The sequence below is a fragment of the Pseudoxanthomonas composti genome, assembly GCF_004122095.1.
GTDB lineage: Bacteria > Pseudomonadota > Gammaproteobacteria > Xanthomonadales > Xanthomonadaceae > Pseudoxanthomonas_A > Pseudoxanthomonas_A composti.
Genome location: NZ_SAWZ01000001.1, coordinates 175,405 through 192,433, shown reverse-complemented (window position 1 = coordinate 192,433; position 17,029 = coordinate 175,405). Strand labels below are relative to the sequence as shown.

Genomic DNA, 17,029 nt, shown 5'->3' with positions numbered 1-17,029 from the left:
GCTCAAGCCTGTCGCGGCGGCATCGCGGACACAATCACATCGCTCAGCTGCGGCCCTGCACCAGGGTGCCGATCGGCTCGCCCTGCAGGATGCGCATCAGGTTGCCCGGCTCGGACAGATCGTAGATGCGCAGCGGCACGTCGCTGTCGCGGCACAGGGCAAAGGCCGCCGTGTCCATGACCTGCAGGTTCTGGGTAATGACCTGGTCGTAGGTGAGCTGGTCGTAGCGCACCGCGTCGGCGTGCTTGCTGGGGTCCTTGTCGTAGACGCCGTCCACCTTGGTGGCCTTCAGCAGCAGGTCGGCGTCGATCTCGATCGCGCGCAGCGCCGCGCCCGAGTCGGTGGTGAAGAACGGGTTGCCGGTGCCGGCGGCGAAGATCGCGATGCGGCCCTTCTCCAGGTGGCGCACGGCGCGGCGGCGGATGTAGTCCTCGCACACGTCGTTGATCTTGATCGCGCTCATCACCCGCACGCGCCCGCCCAGCTTTTCCAGTGCGTCCTGCATGGCCAGCGCGTTGATGACCGTGGCCAGCATGCCCATCTGGTCGCCGGTCACCCGGTCCATGCCGCCTGCGGCCAGGCCGGCGCCGCGGAAGATGTTGCCGCCGCCGATCACCAGCGCGATCTCCGCGCCGGCCTCGCGGGCCTCGATGATCTCGCGGGCGATGCGTCCGATCACCGCCGGGTCGATGCCGTAATCCAACGAACCCATCAACGCCTCGCCCGAGAGTTTCAGCAGCACACGGCGATAGGCGAGCGGTTTCATAGGCGGTCTGACCAGGCAGGGGGATGAGCGCAAGTTTACTCCAGCCCATCAGGTGCGCACAGCACGATCCTTGGATCATGCGTGCATGGAATACCCCTGGCGTCTCCTGCGCCGGGCTGGCTCAGGCGCCGACCACGCGGTTGCGGCCATCGCGCTTGGCCACGTACAGGGCCTGGTCGGCACTGGTGAGCAAGGCTTCGATGGTGGGGAACGGGGCGCCCGGGCCCTGGGTGGCCAGGCCCGCGGAGAAGGTCACATGCAGCGGCTCGCCGTCGACGGTGGTCATCGGCAGGCGGGTGATCTCGGCCAGGATGCGCTGCACCACCTTGGCGGCGGCGGAGGCATCGATCCCCGGCAGCACGATCATGAACTCCTCGCCGCCATAGCGGGCCACGATGTCGCTGCCGCGCAGGTAGACCTGCAGGGCCTGGGCGAAGTTGCGCAGCACCTCGTCACCCACCAGGTGGCCCCAGCGGTCGTTGACCTTCTTGAAGTGGTCCAGGTCGATGAAGGCCACCGACAGCGGCCAGCCATGGCGCTGGGCGGCGTCGAACTCCATCTCCAGCACCTTTTCCAGCTGGGCGCGGTTGAAGATGCCAGTCAGCGCATCGCGCCTGACTTCCTCAGCCAGGCGCTTGGCGTGGCCTTCGAATTCGTCGGCTTCCTTGCGCGCGCGGGCGGCTTCCTGCACATCGCGCAGGGTGCGCAGCTGGGTCAGCTCCTTGGCCTCCTCCAGGATGGCCTGGATGCGCGAGGGGCTGGGGATGTGCACGTCGAAGATCTCGCACACGTCCGGCAGCATGGTGCGCACATCGTCCACGGCGCTGTTGAACTGGCCAGGATCCATCGACAGCTGGCTCACGCAGGCGGCCTGCGCACGACTGTGGGCCAGCTCGGTGTCCGGGGTGAGCCAGATGTCGGCGATCAGCCCGGACAGGCGGATGCAGGCCTGGAACTCGGGCAGGGCGCCGTCGGATTCGCTCAGGCCGATGGCATCGCAGAGCAGGTCGGGCAGGTTCCAATAGCGGGTCAGCTTCATGCCGATCTCGGCATGGTCGGTGCCGAAGGCATCGCGCTCGGCCTGCAGCAGGCCGACATTGCCCTGCGCCTGTTCCAGCAGCGGCAGGTATTCCTCCGGATACAGCTGCCCCAGCGCCAGCACGCCGATGTCCTGCAGCAGGCCGGCCAGCATGAGTTCCTCCAGCTGGCGCGTGCCCACGCGCTCGCCCAGCACGCGCGCGGCCAGGGCGGCCACCACGCTGCGCTTCCAGATGCGGTCGCGCGGTGACATCGTCCCGGGCTGGGACATCTGCCGCGCCAGGCTGAAGCCCAGGGCCAGGGTCAGGGTGGCGTTGAGCCCCAGCAGGGTCAGCGCCTGGCTCAGGTTCTCGACCCGGCGACGGCTGGCGTACAGCGGCGAGTTGGCGATGCGCAGCATGCGCGCGCTCAGGGCCACGTCCAGGCCGATCAGGTTGGACGCGGTGGCCATGATGGCATCCGGGTCCTGCGCCAGCTGGATGATCCGCAGCGCTACGCCGGGCGGGCTGGGCAGGCCGCGGCAGTGCTGCAGCTCAAGTTCGAGATCGGCGCGCATTGGATCGGGTGACTTCTCTTGAAGGGGCAAGGAGGAGCGGGCTTCCGCGGGCTCCCTGTCCCGCTACGTCAGCAACATCGGCTAAGTATGCGAGAACTTTAGCCTCCACGGATTGTGCCGCCTAGCGTGGAGTCAAAAAAAAAACCGCGACTCACGCCGCGGTTTTCGTTCCCGATGCAACCTCGGGATCAGGCCAGGCCGGCCTGCTTCATCACTTCGGCGGCGTAGTCTTCCACCACCTTCTCGATGCCCTCGCCAACGGCCAGGCGCTGGAAGCCCACCACCTCGGCGCCGGCGGCCTTCAGCACCTGCTCGACGGTCTGGTTGGTGTCCAGCACGTAGGGCTGGCCGTACAGGGTCACTTCGCTGACGATCTTGTTGATCTTGCCGCTGATGATCTTCTCCAGGATGTCGGCCGGCTTGGACTTGTCCTTCTCGGACATCTTGGCCAGTTCGATTTCCTTTTCCTTGGCCACGAACTCGGCCGGCACGTCGCTGGCCTTGTTGTGGGGCGGGTTCATCGCGGCCACGTGCATGGCCAGGCCACGGGCCAGCTCGGCGTCGCCGCCGGCCAGCTCGACCAGCACGCCGATCTTGCCGCCGTGGACGTAGGCGGCCACGGTGTTGCTGCTGTCGATGGCGACCAGGCGACGGATCAGGATGTTCTCGCCCAGCTTGGCGATGGCGGCGGCGCGGGACTCTTCCACGGTCTCGCCGGCCGGCAGCTTGGCCGACTTCAGCACCTCGACGTCGGCGGCGCTGGAGGCCAAGGCGGCCTGGGCGACGGCGTCGGTGAATGCGATGAAGTTGCTGTCCTTGGCGACGAAGTCGGTCTCTGAGTTGATCTCGACCAGCACGGCCTTGTTGCCGGACTGGGCGGCGGCGATGCGGCCCTCGGCGGCGACGCGGTCGGCCTTCTTGTCGGCCTTGGCCAAGCCGGACTTGCGCAGCCATTCAGCGGAAGCGTCGATGTCGCCGCCGTTTTCGGTGAGCGCCTTCTTGCACTCCATCATGCCGGCGCCGGTGCGCTCGCGCAGTTCTTTGACCAGGGAAGCGGTGATTTCCATGGGATGACTCCTCAAGGGTGATGTATCGGATCGCAAGGCCCAGGTGCGGGGGCGATCGCGCCATTGCGCGGCGGCTCGCTCGCCAGGGCGTATGCGGAAAATGTCGGGTGCTGCGGTATCGCGTCAGCCGCAAGGCCAAAAGAGGGATGCCGACGCGCAGGGTGGCGCGCCGGCATTGCGCGGCAATTACTCCGCGGCGGCTTCTTCGGACTTCTTGCCCTTGCGCGGGGCCTTCTTGTCGCCTTCGGCGAACTCTTCCTCGCGCACGGTGGCGGCGTTCGGGGAAGCGGCCTTGCCTTCCAGCACGGCGTCGGCGGCGGCGCGGGCGTACAGCTGCACGGCGCGGATGGCGTCGTCGTTGCCCGGGATGGCGTAGTCGACCAGGGCCGGATCGTAGTTGGAGTCGACCACGGCGATCACCGGGATGCCGAGCTTCTTGGCTTCCTTGATGGCGATGTCTTCATGGCCGATGTCGATCACGAACAGGGCGTCGGGCAGGCGGTTCATTTCCTTGATGCCGCCCAGCGAGGCCAGCAGCTTCTCGCGCTCGCGGCGCAGGCCCAGCACTTCGTGCTTGACCAGCTTGCCGAAGGTGCCGTCGGTTTCGGCCGCTTCCAGCTCCTTCAGGCGCGCCACCGACTTCTTCACCGTGGCGAAGTTGGTCAGGGTGCCGCCCAGCCAGCGCTGGGTCATGAACGGCATGCCGCAACGCTCGGCTTCTTCCTTGATGGAATCGCGCGCGCTGCGCTTGGTGCCCAGGAACAGGATGGTGCCGCGCTTCTGCGCCACGCCGCTGATGAAGTTCATCGCGTCGTTGAACAGCGGCAGGGTCTTTTCCAGGTTGATGATGTGGATCTTGCCGCGGGCACCGAAGATGTACGGGGCCATCTTCGGGTTCCAGTAACGGGTCTGGTGACCGAAATGGACGCCGGCTTCCAGCATCTGGCGCATGGTGATCTGGGGCATGGAACGAACTCCAAAGTCGTGGAACCGGCCGCGGTCGTGAGTGCGGTCCTGATGGTTCCGGGGTTGGGCCTCCCTGCTGCCTGACGCGACCGAACCCGACTGATGTCGAGCACCCCGGCGCGGGTAGGGGGTAGCAGGTGTGAATTCACCGGTGACGCCCGGTGTCGGCGCGCTGAGCGGGATAGGGATCGGCCCACTCAGCCGCGGAAGTATAGCCGGCGCGGCCGATCCGCTGCAAACCGGGGGTCAGCGCGCCTGGGCCGAGGGCAGGTCCTGCGCGTCGGGCTGGCCGTTGACGCGGGCATTGAAATGGCCGCCGGCGAAGGATTCGGCCGGGCCGGGCAGGGGCCAGCGCAGTTCCTGGCCCGGAAGCACGTAGCCGGCCAGGCTGGGGAAGAGCAGGCGCTGCGTGCCGCGGGTGCCGTGGAAGCTGAGATCGGCGATCCGGGCATGCTGGCGCCCGCTGTTGCGGATGATCACCGCCGCGCCCTCGGCATTCTCCTCCACCCGGGTCTCCAGCGTCGGCAGCGCCGGTAGTGCGGTCGTGGGCAGGGCGAACACCGGCGCCGAGTAGCGGATCAGGCGCCTGCCCACGACCTGCGGGTCGCTGCGCTCTTCCACCACCAGGCGATAGGCGCCTTCGGTCTGGTCCGGTGCGGCGGTGGTCCGGACCAGGCGGACGAGCTGGTGGCCGTTGGCGGGAATCTCCAGCCAGCGCGGGCTGAGGACCACATCGGTGGCCGGTTCCAGCAGGTCACGGCCCTGGTGCTGCCGCCAGCGGTACAGCCGGGCCTCGGCATGCCAGGGCTCGGCCTGGCCGTTGCTCAACCAGACGCTGGCCTGGTCGCCTTCTGCCGGAATGTTCACGGTGATCGGCGCCACGCGCACGCCGGCGGCCTGGGCCTGCGCCAGGGCTGCGCCCAGCAGCAGGGCCGACAGGCGTACGCGTGAGCGTCGGTGCATGGGGGCCCGGTCCGTCAGAAGGTGAAGGTGTCAAAGCGCGACTCGGTGCCGGCGTCCGCCTGTGGCGGGCGCTGGGGCGATGGCGGCGTCAGCGCGTCCAGCTGCGGCAGCGCGGCCTGCGGCTGGGGGCCCAGACGGTAGGGCACCGGGCGCGTGCAGGTGATCGCGGCGGCCGGATCGGTACGTAGCTCGCAAGAGCGCACCAGGGTGATGCCGATCCGGAAGATCGCGCTGCCGGCGGCCTGGCTGCCGTCCTGGGCCAGGACGACGCCGGAGGCGGCCAGGGTGGGCAGCAGGGCCCAGGCGAGCGCTGGGGACATGCGTGCGGAGGGTTTCATCCGGGCGCCGGCGGGAAGGGATGCCCAGGTTAACGGCGCGGCCCGGAGGAACTTGAAGGCCGTCCCAGCGCCCCGCGGATGACCGGCAGGCCGCGCAGGTCAGTACGTGACCGTCACCGTGACCACGTCGCTGTAGCTGCCCGGCGCGAGGTTCTGCGGGCCCGGGACGCGGCCGTAGATGATGAAGTTCTCGCTGCCGCCGCTGCCGGTGCCGCTGAGCGTGTCGGTGTTGAGCGTGTTGCCCCAGCGCTGGGTGCGTGGGCTGTTGCGATACAGCTCGTAGGGCACGAAGGCGGTCTTGGCGGCATTGGCCATGCGCCGGGTGGTGCCGGCCGCGTTCTGACCGTTGTTCAGCCCGATCTGCCAGGCGGTGCGGCGTCGGCAGTTCATTGACAGGGTGGAGGTGTAGTCGCGGTTCGTGGCGAAGATGCCTGGCTGGGCGCTGAAGTCCAGGTCGCTGGCTGCCGAGATGCTGCACAGGCTGGGCACGCCGGCGGTGGCGTTGAAGGCCACCGCCGCGCTGCCGCCGCCCAGGCCGCCGGCGGTGCAACTGGCCGGGATGGGCGCACCGCCGATGAGGGGCTCGTTGTACTGGTACTGCAGCAGCGTGGTGCCGCCTGCGAACTGGTTGAGGTAATCGCTGCCCACGGCAAGTCCGGCCTGCAGCGGAATGCGCGCATACAGGGTCTGGCTGATGCTGCCGCTGCCGCCGAGCAAGGGCACCGCGTAGCCCAGGTCGAACTGCAAGGGCGTGGCCGAGGCGCCGACCAGGCTGCTGCCCCACACCTGCGTGCGCGCCGCGTCCTTGTAGAGCTGCATCTGCAGGCTGTCGGACTGGGCGTTGACCAGCCGGCGCGGGGTGATGCCCAGGCCGCCGCCCTGCGCGCCCTCGCCGATGTTCAGGCACATGCGCACCATCACCGCGCCCAGCACCGAGACCGCGCCAGTGGTGCAGGTCACGGTGATCGCCGCAGTCGTGTCGGTACTGGCCGTGGCCGAGACGTTGCCGAAGGCCACGGTGCTGACCTGGGCGCTGCAGGTGGTGGTGGCCTGGCCATCGAAGGCCAGCAGGCTCAAGGCCAGCGCGAGCAGCCAGCCCAGGGCGCGCGGCAGGGTCATGGCGTGGCCTCGCAGCGCAGCGGGCCGATGCGCGGCAGGCCCGAGGCTTTTGGATAGTCGAAGCGGGCCTGGCAACGCCCCTGCGGCAGCTCGACCTGCAGGAGGGTGCTGCCATCGCCGAGGAACTCCAGGTAGGTTTCCCCGTCGTAGCCCACCACCGAGGTGCCACCGCCTCCCTCCACGGCGACCTGGCTGCCGACCGGCAGTGGCTGGCCCTGGGCATCGTGCAGCACGATCAGCGCGGCATGCACGCGGCGGATCGGAAACTGCACGCGCGTGCCGGTGCCGCCGCGCGGGACCACGACCTGCTGCACCCGTTCCGGCCGCAGCTCCAGGGGCAGGTCCATCGGGTCGATCGACACCTCGTTGCGCTGCCAGGGATTGAGCGGGGTGATCAGCAGGCGTCCTTCGCGGTCGGTCACGCCGATGGTGCGGTTCTGCAGGCGTACGGGCACTCCGGCCACGCCGGTTTCCACCAGTGCGAAGGCCTGGTCCAGTTCGCGGCTGGCGAACCAGCGGCCGCCCATGCCGACCAGGCCGCCGGAGGCCTCGGCATAGCCGTAAGTGTCCCCGCCCAGGCTGGCGATGCCGGCGGCGTAGTTGCCGTGCTGCAGGCGCCAGCGCGATTCGGCCAGGCCGCCGGCATTGCCTGCGCCTGCGCGGGCCTGCACGCGCCACCCGCGGCCGCCGTCGGTGGGGGTGGCGCGGCTGACGTCGGCAGCCAGGACATCGCGCCCGTTGGCCCGCTGCCAGGAGGCGCCGGCCTGGTGCTGCGTGCCCAGTGCGATGGTCCAGCCCAGGTAGAGGCTGCGGTCGCGGCGGTCTTCCAGATTCTGGTTGAGCGAGAAGTTGACCGCGCTGGTATCGAACAGGCTGCGCGACCAGAACAGGCTGGCATAGCGGGCCCGGTCCAACCCCGCGTACTGGGCGCGGACATAGCTCAGGCTGAAGTTGCCGAGTCCGCCGACGTTGACGCCGGCCAGGGCGCGCTCGCTCACCTGTGGCGGCGCGGCGCCGTGGAGGGAGGCCACATCGCGGTAGTCGCCGCGGGTGCGCTGGGTATCCAGCGCCAGGTTGTAGCGACCGGTGTTCCAGCGCCAGGCCAGGGCGTACTGCTGGCCCGAGCGGCCATCGGCCTGGCTGCCGGCCAGCGAGGCGCTGAACACGCCAGCGCGCTCGACCAGCCAGATCGCGCCGGCCCCGGCGTTGGCGACTGCGCCGCTGGCCTCGGCATGGGCTTCGGCGGTCAGGCGGTCGCTGAGCCCGCGCCGCCAGCTGGCCGAGGCCGCCAGGCGGCGGTCGTAGTCGAAGGAGTCCAGTCCATAGCCACGGCGCACATGACCGACGGCAAAGGACCAGTCGCTCAGCCCGCCATCGAGCAGGTCCTGGCTGGCGTAGAAGGGGAAATCGATCGTGCGCGTGCGGCCGAAAGCATCGGTGATCACCAGCTGCGCATTGCCGGCGCCATCCACGCCCGGGATGCCGCCGAGCTGGAACGGCCCGGCGGGGACCTGCGCGCCGTACTGGCGGATGCCGTTGATGTACAGGTCCACGCTGGAGGGCACGGCCGCCTCGCCGAGGAATTCGGGCAGCGGGCTGATGCTGCGCGCCGGCTGCAGGCCGAAATCCCGACCGATGCGCAGGCCGCCCAGGCGCAGGGTGCGGCTCCAGGACAGGCTGCTGCTCAAGGTATCGCCCACGGTCACCGTGACCATGCGCTCGGGGAAGTTCCACTGCCCCTGCGTGTCCAGGCGCACCATCTGGCCGTGCCAGGCCTGGCCGGCGGTCCGCGAGGTGCCGGCAATCGCCGATTGCCGGAACAAACCGTTGCCCAAGCCGAACGCGCGCAGTTCTGCCGCGCCGGTGAGGTTGCTGGCGGCCTGCTGGTGGCTGGCGAACAGGTCGTAGTCGAGCAGCGCGCCCGGCGAGCTGGTCGCGCCGGCCTGCAAGGGGTCCGCCTGCGGCGCCAGCCGGGTCACGGCGGCATCGAGCAGCGCCACCGGCACATCGATCCCGATCCGCTGCAGCGCCGCGTCGTAGGCGAAATGCAGTCCGCCCAGCGCGTCCAGGGCCACCAGGTCCTGCGGTGCGTGGTCGGGCAGGCGCAGGCCGAGCTGCTGCAGGGTCAGCGCGGTGGCCGACAGGCGCTGGCCATCGCGCTGGAAGCGATACAGGCCGGGCTTGCGGGTCTGGTTGAGCGTCACTTCCAGGAACAGCGTTTCGGACTGCAGGCTGGGCGCGCCCTGCTGGGCGCTGGCCGGCACGGCCAGCATCCAGGGCAGGGCAGCGGCGAGCAGGAGTTCATTGCGCCTTGCTGCCCAGGTCACGTGCCTGTGCCTCGCCGTTGATCTTGGCCTTGAAGCTGGCCTGGGCATCGTCTGGAGCGGCCTCCGGCAGCGGCCAGCGCCGGTGCGTGCCGGGCAGCACGTAGCCGGCCAGCCCGGCGACGATGCGCTGGCTGCCGCCGGCGGCCGGGGCGAGCTCCAGGTCCACCAGCTGGGCGTGCATGCCGCCGGTGTTGTGCACTTCCAGCATGCGCTTGCCGTCCTCCACCACCACCTGCGCGGACAGGCGGGGGGCGGCCTCGGCGGCCGTCGGCGCCACGAACACCGGCACCGAATAGCGCAGCACGAACTGCAGGCCCGAGGCCGCCTGGCGTCCGGCGCCTTCGACCGGCAGTTCATCCACCAGCACGCGATAGCTGCCCTCGGTCGCGGCCGGAGCTTCGGACAGGCGAACCACCCGCACCAGCTGCTGCGAGTGCGGGGCCAGCTGCAGCATCGGCGGGCTGATGGCGACCTCCTCGGTCGGTTCCAGCACGTCCTCGCCCTCGATCTGGCGCCAGCGGAACACCCGTACCTGCGCGTGCAGCGGCGCATCGCTGGTATTGCTCAGCCACAGCCCCTGCGCGGTCTCCTGCGCGCTCAGGCGCAGCGAGGTGGGTGCCACCTGCAGGCTGGCGGCCAATGCCTGCCCCGTGACAAGCAGCAGCGGCAGCATCCACAGGGAGCGACCAAGCCGGAAACGTGCCATGCCCTGACTCCTCCAAGCGCGCCGTTTACCAGGTGACCGTGGCAGTGACCACGTCGCTGTAGGTGCCGGCCGGATAGTTGGCGCTCGGGACCCGACCGTACACAGTCAGGGCCTGCAATGCGCCGCTGCCTGTCCCGGAAAGCGTGTCGGTGCCGATGGTCGAGCCCCAGTTCTGGCTGCGGCCGGAGTCGCGGTACAGCGCGTAGGGCACGCGCGCGGTGTTGGTCGCGTCGCTGCTGCCCATGGTGCGCGTGCTCACGGTGGCGCCGGTGCCGGTGCCGGGGTTGAGCGCGATGTTGTAAGGCGTGCCGGTGGTGCACCGCACATTCAACGTGCCGGTGGTGTTGATCGCCGTGGCGGTGGAATTGACCGCGCCGAAGTCCACGTCGGTGGGGGCGGTCTGGATGTCGCAGATGCTGTTGATCTGGATGCGCACGTTGAAGGTACGCGAGTCGCTGCCCTGGGCCAGGCAGGTGGCGCTGCCGCCGGACAGCACCAGTACCAGCAACAGGCGGGAAAACTTGCTCATGGTCGTTCCTCGTGAAGGGGCACGGGGCTCCGCGCCTGGCCTGCACGAGGCAAAGGACATGCCACTTTGCGGTGCGGGATGGAGCGCAAGTTTTTGATGCGAAAGACAATCCGCTTCATACGGGCGGTGGCGGAAGTCCGACGAGGCGCGCGCCGGAAACCGCGACAGCGGGTCCTGTCCGGACCCCTGCATTCAGCAGCGCCCAATCGGCGATAATGGCGCCATGAGCATCAAACTGAAGACTGCCGCGGACCTGGAAAAGATGCGCGTCGCCGGCCGCCTGGCCGCCGAGGTGCTGCAGGTCGTCGCCCCCCATGTCAAGCCGGGTGTCACCACCGCCGAGCTGGACCGCATCTGCCACGACCACATCGTCAAGGTTCAGAACGCCATCCCCGCCAATGTCGGCTACCGCGGCTTCCCGGCCACGGTCTGCACCTCGGTGAACAACGTGATCTGCCACGGCATCCCGAGCGAGGCCAAGGTGCTGAAGGACGGCGACATCCTCAACATCGACGTGACCGTCATCAAGGACGGTTGGCATGGCGATACCAGCCGCATGTACATGGTCGGCACCCCCTCGGTGATGGCCAAGCGCCTGGTGGAGGTCACCCGCGAGGCGATGTTCCGCGGCATCCGCGCGGTCAAGCCGGGCGCCACCCTGGGCGATGTGGGCCATGCGATCCAGCAGTACGCCGAGGGCGAGCGCTTCAGCGTGGTGCGCGAGTACTGCGGCCACGGCATCGGCCAGGTCTACCACGACGAGCCGCAGGTGCTGCACTACGGCCGGCCGGGCGAGGGCGTGGTGCTCAAGCCGGGCATGACCTTCACCATCGAGCCGATGATCAACGAAGGCGCGCGCCACACCAAGACCCTGCCCGACGGCTGGACCGTGGTGACCAAGGACCGCAAGCTCTCGGCGCAGTGGGAGCACACCGTGGCGGTCACCGAGGACGGCGTGGAGATCCTGACCCGGGTGCCGGGCGACGACAACGATCTGTGAGCACGTTCCGGGCCGCGCACGAGGCGGACACCTCCGCCGGCCCCGGCCTGGCCGACGCCGACTGGTCGGCCCAGGCCAAGGCCCAGCTGGCGGCCACCGACGCGCGGCTCTCGCGCCGCTACGACCATAGCGACGACATCGAGCGCATCCTGGCCCTGCGCGCCCGCGCGGTGGACCAGTTGCTGGTCGATGCCTGGCGGCGCTGCCTGCCGGCCGACGCGCAGCTGTCGCTGTTCGCCGTGGGCGGCTACGGCCGCGGCGAGCTGTTCCCGCAGTCGGACGTGGACTTGCTGGTGCTGGCGCAGACCGAGGCGCAGACGCGCTGGCACGAGGCGCTGGGGCGCTTCTTCGCCATGGTCTGGGACCTGGGCCTGAAGCTGGGCCATGCGGTGCGCTCGCCCGCGCAGTGCACCCAGGCGGCGCAGGACCAGACCGTGATGACCGCGCTGCTGGAGGCGCGCCCGCTCATCGCCGATGCACAGGCCACCGCGCGGCTGGCCAGCGCCATTGCCCCGGAGCGGGTGTGGCCGGCGCGCGCGTTCTTCCAGGTCAAGCGCGAGGAGATGGCCGCGCGGCATGCGCGCTTCGGCGATACCTCCGACAACCTGGAGCCCAATCTGAAGGAAGGCCCTGGTGGCCTGCGCGATCTGCACACCCTGGGCTGGATGGCGCTGCGCGCCTTCGGCGTCAGCGAGATCGAGCCGCTGGTGGGCATGGGCCACCTGGGCCCGGACGAGGCCATCGCCCTGAGCCGCGAACGCCATCAGCTCTCGCGGCTGCGCTACGGCCTGCACCTGGCGGCGCGCAGGCCGGAGGAGCGCCTGGGCTTCGACTACCAGAAGATGCTGGCCGCCCGCCTGGGCTTTGCCGACGACGCGCAGAGCCTGGGCGTGGAAAAGATGATGCAGGGCTTCTACCGCAGCGCCTCGATCGTGCGCCGGGTCACCGACCGGCTGCTGCAGCGCTTCGAGGAACAGTTTGATGGCGAGGCCGCGCCGGAGGTGCTCGATGCGCGCTTCGAGCTGCGCCGCGGCTACCTGACCGCGCGCGAGGCCTACTGGCCGCGCCGCGATGTCGGCGAGGTGTTCGCGCTGTTTGCCGCCTGGGCCCAGCACCCGGAGGTGCGCGGCCTGCATTCGGGCACCGCGCGCGCGCTGGCCGAGGCCTTGCCGCGGCTGCCGGCCTTCCAGGAAGCCACCGAGACCCAGCGTGCGGGCTTCATGGCGCTGCTGCGCGGCCCGCGCGCGGTGCAGACGCTCACGCGGATGGCGCGGCTGGGCGTGCTGGGGCAGTGGATCCCGGCCTTCGCCCGCGTCTCCGGGCGCATGCAGTTCGATCTGTTCCATGTCTACACGGTCGACCAACACACACTGATGGTGCTGCGCAACCTGGCGCAGTTTTCCAGTGGGCGCGCCGATGAGCGCTTTTCCATCGCCCACGAGGTGTGGCCGCGCCTGCGCAAGCCGGAGCTGCTGCTGCTGGGCGGGCTGTTCCACGACATCGCCAAGGGGCGCGGTGGCGACCACTCGGAGCTGGGCGCGGTGGATGCGCGCGAGTTCTGCCTGGCCCACGCCGTGGCCGCGCCCGATACCGAACTGGTGGTGTGGCTGGTGGAGCAGCACCTGAAGATGTCGGTGACCGCACAGAAGCAGGACATTGCCGACCCGGAGGTGGTGCACCGCTTCGCCCAGGCCACCGGCTCACGCGAGCGCCTGGATTACCTGTACCTGCTGACCTGCGCCGACATCGCCGGCACCAGCCCCAAGCTGTGGAACACCTGGAAGGACCGGCTGCTGGCGGACCTGTACTTCGCCACCCGCCGCGTGCTGCGCGAGGGCCTGGAGCAGCCGCTGGCGGTGGAGGCGCACGTGGCCGAAGGGCGCCAGGCCACACATGCGCTGATGACCATGCAGGGCTTCGACGATGCCACCATCAATCGCCAGTTCGTGGAGATGCCGGCCGAGAGCTTCATGCGCTTCCGGCCCGAGCAGCTGGCCTGGCAGGCCGCGGCGCTGGTGCACGTGCAGGCCGGCGACACGCTGGTGCGGGCGCGACACATCGCCGACGATGCCGAGGCGATGGAGGTGTTCGTGCACTCGCCGGACCGCGACGGGCTGTTCGCGGCCATCGTCGCCACCCTGGACCGGCTTGGCCTGGGCATCCACCAGGCGCGCGTGCTGGTCGGGCCCAACGGCACGGTGTTCGATACCTTCGAGGTGCTGCCCACGGTGGATTACGCCACCCGCGACCCCGGGCAGGCCGCCGCGGCCCTGCGCCAGGCGCTGGCCGGCGTGCTGGAGCGGGTGCGCGCCAGCCAGCGCGCGCTGCCGCGGCAGCTGAAGCATTTCCGCTTCCCCTCGCGCGTGGAGTTCCAGCCCACGCGCGATGGACAACGCACGGTGCTGGAGCTGGTGGCCGCCGACCGCCCGGGCCTGCTGGCCCAGGTGGCGCTGGTGCTGCGCCAGCTGCAGCTGCGCGTGCACGATGCGCGCATCGCCACCTTCGGCGAGCGCGCCGAGGACGTGTTCGAGATCAGCGACGAGCACGACCAGCCGCTGTCCCCGGAGACCCAGCGGGCGTTGCGCGATGCGCTGCACGCCGCGCTCGATCCATCTCCCACCCTCTGATTTCATCCATTCGAACCCGCAGGAACCCCCCCATGTCCGCAACCCCCGAGCTGAAGTCCCTTATCGAAAGCGCGTTCGAGCGCCGCGCCGAACTTGGCCAGGACGAGATCCAGAACCAGGTGCGCCCGGCCGTCTACGCGGCCATCGATGGCCTGGAGGCGGGCACCCTGCGCGTGGCCGAACCCAAGGCCGAGGGCGGCTGGCAGGTCAACGAGTGGTTGAAGAAGGCGGTGCTGCTGTACTTCCGCGTCAACGACATGGCGGTGATCGACGCGCAGCCGGCGCCGTTCTGGGACAAGGTCGAGGCCCGCTTCGCCGGCTACGACGCCGACAGGTTCCGCGCTGGCGGCGTGCGCGTGGTGCCCGGCGCGGTGGCCCGTCGCGGCACCTACTTCGGCAAGGACGTGGTGCTGATGCCGAGCTTCACCAACATCGGCGCCTACGTGGGCGAGGGCACCATGGTCGATACGTGGGCCACGGTGGGCTCCTGCGCGCAGATCGGCAAGCACTGCCACCTGTCCGGCGGGGCCGGCATCGGCGGCGTGCTTGAGCCGCTGCAGGCCGCGCCCACGATCATCGAGGACCACTGCTTCATCGGCGCCCGCGCCGAGGTGGTGGAGGGCGTGGTGGTCGGCCACCACAGCGTGATCGGCATGGGCGTGTTCCTCAGCCAGTCCACCCGCATCTTCAACCGCGCCACCGGCGAGATCTCTTACGGCTACGTGCCGCCGGGCAGCGTGGTGGTCTCCGGCTCGCTGCCGGCCAAGGACGGCTCGCACTCGCTGTATGCGGCCATCATCGTCAAGCAGGTCGACGAGAAGACCCGCGCCAAGACCAGCGTCAACGAGCTGCTGCGCGGCCTGGCCGACTGAGCGCCGCCTCTTCTGAAGCGACCTTCGACGCCGGCCTTCCCCAGGAAGCGCCGGCGTCTTGCCATCCGGCGCGCCCCGAAACGCGCTGGTGCTTGCGCGGCGTTTTGCGCAGCGCGTCTTTCCCTCCCGGTTTAAATCGTTTTAGGATCGGGCCTCACGTTGGGAGGAGAGTCGGATGAAGGCGATGCGTGCGGTGACGGCCGTGGCCGGTGCGGTGTTCCTGTCCCTGGGGCTGGCCAGTGCGCCGGTGCAGGCAGGCAACCCGGTGTTTCCAGGCTGGTACGCCGACCCCGAGGCGGCGGTGTTCGACAACACCTACTGGATCTTCCCGACCACCTCGGCCGCCTACGAGGACCAGACCGTGTTCGATGCGTTCTCGTCCAAGGACCTGGTGAACTGGACCAAGCATCCTGGCGTGCTCACCAACGCCGCCGTGCCCTGGGCCAAGAAGGCCATGTGGGCCCCGGCGGTGGTGGAGAACAAGGGCAAGTACTACTTCTTCTTCGGCGCCAACGACATCCAGAGCGATGAGGAGTTCGGCGGCATCGGCGTGGCGGTGGCCGACAAACCAGAAGGTCCCTACCGCGACCTGATCGGCAAGCCACTGGTGGGCAAGTTCCACAACGGCGCCCAGCCGATCGACCAGTTCGTGTTCAAGGACGACGACGGCACCTGGTACATGATTTACGGCGGCTGGAAGCACGCCAACATCGTCAAGCTGAAGGACGATTTCACCGCCGTGGTGCCCATGGCCGACGGCACGCTGTTCAAGGAGATCACGCCGGCGCCGGAGTACGTGGAAGGCTCGCTGATGTTCAAGCGCAACGGCAAGTACTACTACATGTGGTCCGAGGGCGGCTGGACCGGCCCGGACTACGCGGTGGCCTACGCCATCGGCGATGCGCCGACCGGTCCTTTCAAGCGCATCGGCAAGATCCTGCAGCAGGACGACAAGATCGCCCGCGGCGCCGGCCACCATTCGGTCATCCACACGCCGGACGACAGCTGGTACATCGTCTACCATCGTCGCCCGCTGGGGGACAACACCCGCGATCACCGGGTGACCTCCATCGAACACATGACCTTCGACGCGCAGGGCCATATCCTGCCGGTGAAGATCACCCACGAGGGCGTCAAGGCGCATCCGCTGCCGTGAACACCGGCGTCCTCGCAAGCATCGGCTTTCGAGAACGCACATGACCACCACGCTCTACGGATTGAAGAACTGCGACACCTGCAAGAAGGCCAGCAAGTGGCTGGACCGGTTCGGTGTCGCCTACACCTTCGTCGATTACCGCGACCACAAGCCCACGCCGGAAACCCTGGTGGAGTGGGCCGACAAGGCCGGCGGCTTCGAGACGCTGGTCAACAAGTCCTCCACCACCTGGCGGCAGCTGCCGGAGAACAAGAAGGCGCCCGGCTCGCAGGCCGAGTGGAAGCTGCTGCTACGCGAGTATCCGCAGCTGATCAAGCGCCCGCTGGTCATCACCGAGGACGGCGTGCTGAGCCAGGGGTTCTCGGACAATGGCTTCAAGAAGCGCTTCGGTCAGGCGTGAACATTCGCCCATATCGGGCCGAAGACTGGGAGCGGCTCTGCGCGATCCACGATGCGGCGCGGATGGAAGAGCTGCAGGCAGCAGGGATGCCCGATGCATTCCTGCCATTGCCGATCGCGGCCGAGCGCGAAGGTTTGTTCGATTACCGGGTGCAGGTGGCCGAGTCCGACGGCCAGGTGCTCGGCTTCGTCGCCGATGACGGGTCCGAGCTGGCCTGGCTGTACGTGGATCCCTCCGCGCGTCGACGCGGTATTGGCCAAGCGCTGGTGGCCGCGGTGCAAGCCGCACAGCCCGCGGGGCTGGCCCTGGAGCTGCTTGAAGGAAATGCGGCGGCGCTTGCCTTCTACCGCGCCTGCGGCTTCATCGAAACCGGGATGCAGCGCGGACGCATGCCCGGAAACGAGACGTTTGCGGTACGTGTGCAGTGCATGCGCTGGGCCGGGGCGCTGGATTGACATGGCCGTCGGCACGCGGGCCCGGTGGGCCAGGCACAGGCTCGGATTCCAGCGTTGCCGCTCGTACACTGCCGCTGCCGCCCGGCGTGCGCGCGGCTGAAACCGCCGCCGGAGGATGGCGCAGCAATGTCGCCAGCGCCGCCC

16 protein-coding genes are annotated in these 17,029 nt (G+C 69.2%); 6 read left to right on the top strand and 10 right to left on the bottom strand.

What is annotated here, in order from left to right; all coding sequences use genetic code 11:
- Window positions 1-43 precede the first annotated feature (43 nt).
- From pyrH to EPA99_RS00715, 10 genes are all read right to left on the bottom strand, one after another.
- Complete coding sequence (gene pyrH / locus EPA99_RS00760; RefSeq protein WP_129469285.1) at window positions 44-766, bottom strand: UMP kinase; 723 nt, start codon at window positions 764-766, stop codon at window positions 44-46.
- Between the two features lie 121 nt (window positions 767-887).
- A complete protein-coding gene (locus EPA99_RS00755) occupies window positions 888-2,360 on the bottom strand; it encodes a GGDEF domain-containing protein (RefSeq protein WP_129469284.1) in 1,473 nt (490 codons plus the stop codon).
- Between the two features lie 188 nt (window positions 2,361-2,548).
- The gene (tsf, locus tag EPA99_RS00750; protein WP_129469283.1) at window positions 2,549-3,427 is read right to left on the bottom strand and encodes a translation elongation factor Ts; all 879 of its coding nucleotides are present in this window, start codon (window positions 3,425-3,427) and stop codon (window positions 2,549-2,551) included.
- A 186-nt stretch (window positions 3,428-3,613) separates the two neighbouring features.
- Window positions 3,614-4,393, bottom strand: a complete 780-nt coding sequence (gene rpsB / locus EPA99_RS00745; RefSeq protein ID WP_129469282.1) for a 30S ribosomal protein S2 — start codon at window positions 4,391-4,393, stop codon at window positions 3,614-3,616.
- A 246-nt stretch (window positions 4,394-4,639) separates the two neighbouring features.
- A complete protein-coding gene (locus EPA99_RS00740; protein WP_129469281.1) occupies window positions 4,640-5,356 on the bottom strand; it encodes a fimbrial biogenesis chaperone in 717 nt (238 codons plus the stop codon).
- Between the two features lie 14 nt (window positions 5,357-5,370).
- Window positions 5,371-5,676 carry a hypothetical protein gene (locus EPA99_RS00735; RefSeq protein ID WP_129469280.1) on the bottom strand — a complete coding sequence of 102 codons (306 nt, stop codon included), beginning with the start codon at window positions 5,674-5,676 and terminating at the stop codon, window positions 5,371-5,373.
- A 117-nt stretch (window positions 5,677-5,793) separates the two neighbouring features.
- On the bottom strand, window positions 5,794-6,813 hold the full coding sequence (locus EPA99_RS00730) for a Csu type fimbrial protein (protein WP_129469279.1): 1,020 nt from the start codon (window positions 6,811-6,813) through the stop codon (window positions 5,794-5,796).
- Entirely contained in the window at window positions 6,810-9,086 is a 2,277-nt protein-coding gene (locus EPA99_RS00725; RefSeq protein WP_129469741.1) for a fimbria/pilus outer membrane usher protein, read from the bottom strand. Before EPA99_RS00725 ends, EPA99_RS00730 begins: the two co-directional genes overlap by 4 nt.
- A gap of 28 nt (window positions 9,087-9,114) precedes the next feature.
- Window positions 9,115-9,846, bottom strand: coding sequence for a fimbrial biogenesis chaperone (locus EPA99_RS00720; RefSeq protein WP_129469278.1), 732 nt, complete (start codon window positions 9,844-9,846; stop codon window positions 9,115-9,117).
- A gap of 25 nt (window positions 9,847-9,871) precedes the next feature.
- Window positions 9,872-10,375 (bottom strand): Csu type fimbrial protein, encoded by a 504-nt coding sequence (locus EPA99_RS00715; protein ID WP_129469277.1) that lies wholly within the window; start codon window positions 10,373-10,375, stop codon window positions 9,872-9,874.
- A gap of 223 nt (window positions 10,376-10,598) precedes the next feature.
- Here EPA99_RS00715 and map point away from each other — a divergent pair, with 223 nt between their 5' ends.
- The 6 genes from map (at window position 10,599) to EPA99_RS00685 (ending at window position 16,885) form a co-directional block, all read left to right on the top strand.
- Entirely contained in the window at window positions 10,599-11,375 is a 777-nt protein-coding gene (gene map / locus EPA99_RS00710; protein ID WP_129469276.1) for a type I methionyl aminopeptidase, read from the top strand.
- Window positions 11,372-14,002 (top strand): [protein-PII] uridylyltransferase, encoded by a 2,631-nt coding sequence (glnD, locus tag EPA99_RS00705; RefSeq protein ID WP_129469275.1) that lies wholly within the window; start codon window positions 11,372-11,374, stop codon window positions 14,000-14,002. The genes map and glnD overlap by 4 nt, the downstream gene beginning before the upstream one ends.
- A 32-nt stretch (window positions 14,003-14,034) precedes the next feature.
- Window positions 14,035-14,874 (top strand): 2,3,4,5-tetrahydropyridine-2,6-dicarboxylate N-succinyltransferase, encoded by an 840-nt coding sequence (dapD, locus tag EPA99_RS00700; RefSeq protein WP_129469274.1) that lies wholly within the window; start codon window positions 14,035-14,037, stop codon window positions 14,872-14,874.
- Window positions 14,875-15,049: 175 nt separating this feature from the next.
- Complete coding sequence (locus EPA99_RS00695) at window positions 15,050-16,030, top strand: glycoside hydrolase family 43 protein (RefSeq protein WP_206733657.1); 981 nt, start codon at window positions 15,050-15,052, stop codon at window positions 16,028-16,030.
- 40 nt (window positions 16,031-16,070) lie between these two features.
- Window positions 16,071-16,430: an arsenate reductase gene (locus EPA99_RS00690; RefSeq protein WP_129469273.1), complete on the top strand. Its 360-nt coding sequence runs from the start codon at window positions 16,071-16,073 to the stop codon at window positions 16,428-16,430.
- Entirely contained in the window at window positions 16,427-16,885 is a 459-nt protein-coding gene (locus EPA99_RS00685) for a GNAT family N-acetyltransferase (RefSeq protein ID WP_129469272.1), read from the top strand. Before EPA99_RS00690 ends, EPA99_RS00685 begins: the two co-directional genes overlap by 4 nt.
- Window positions 16,886-17,029 lie beyond the last annotated feature (144 nt).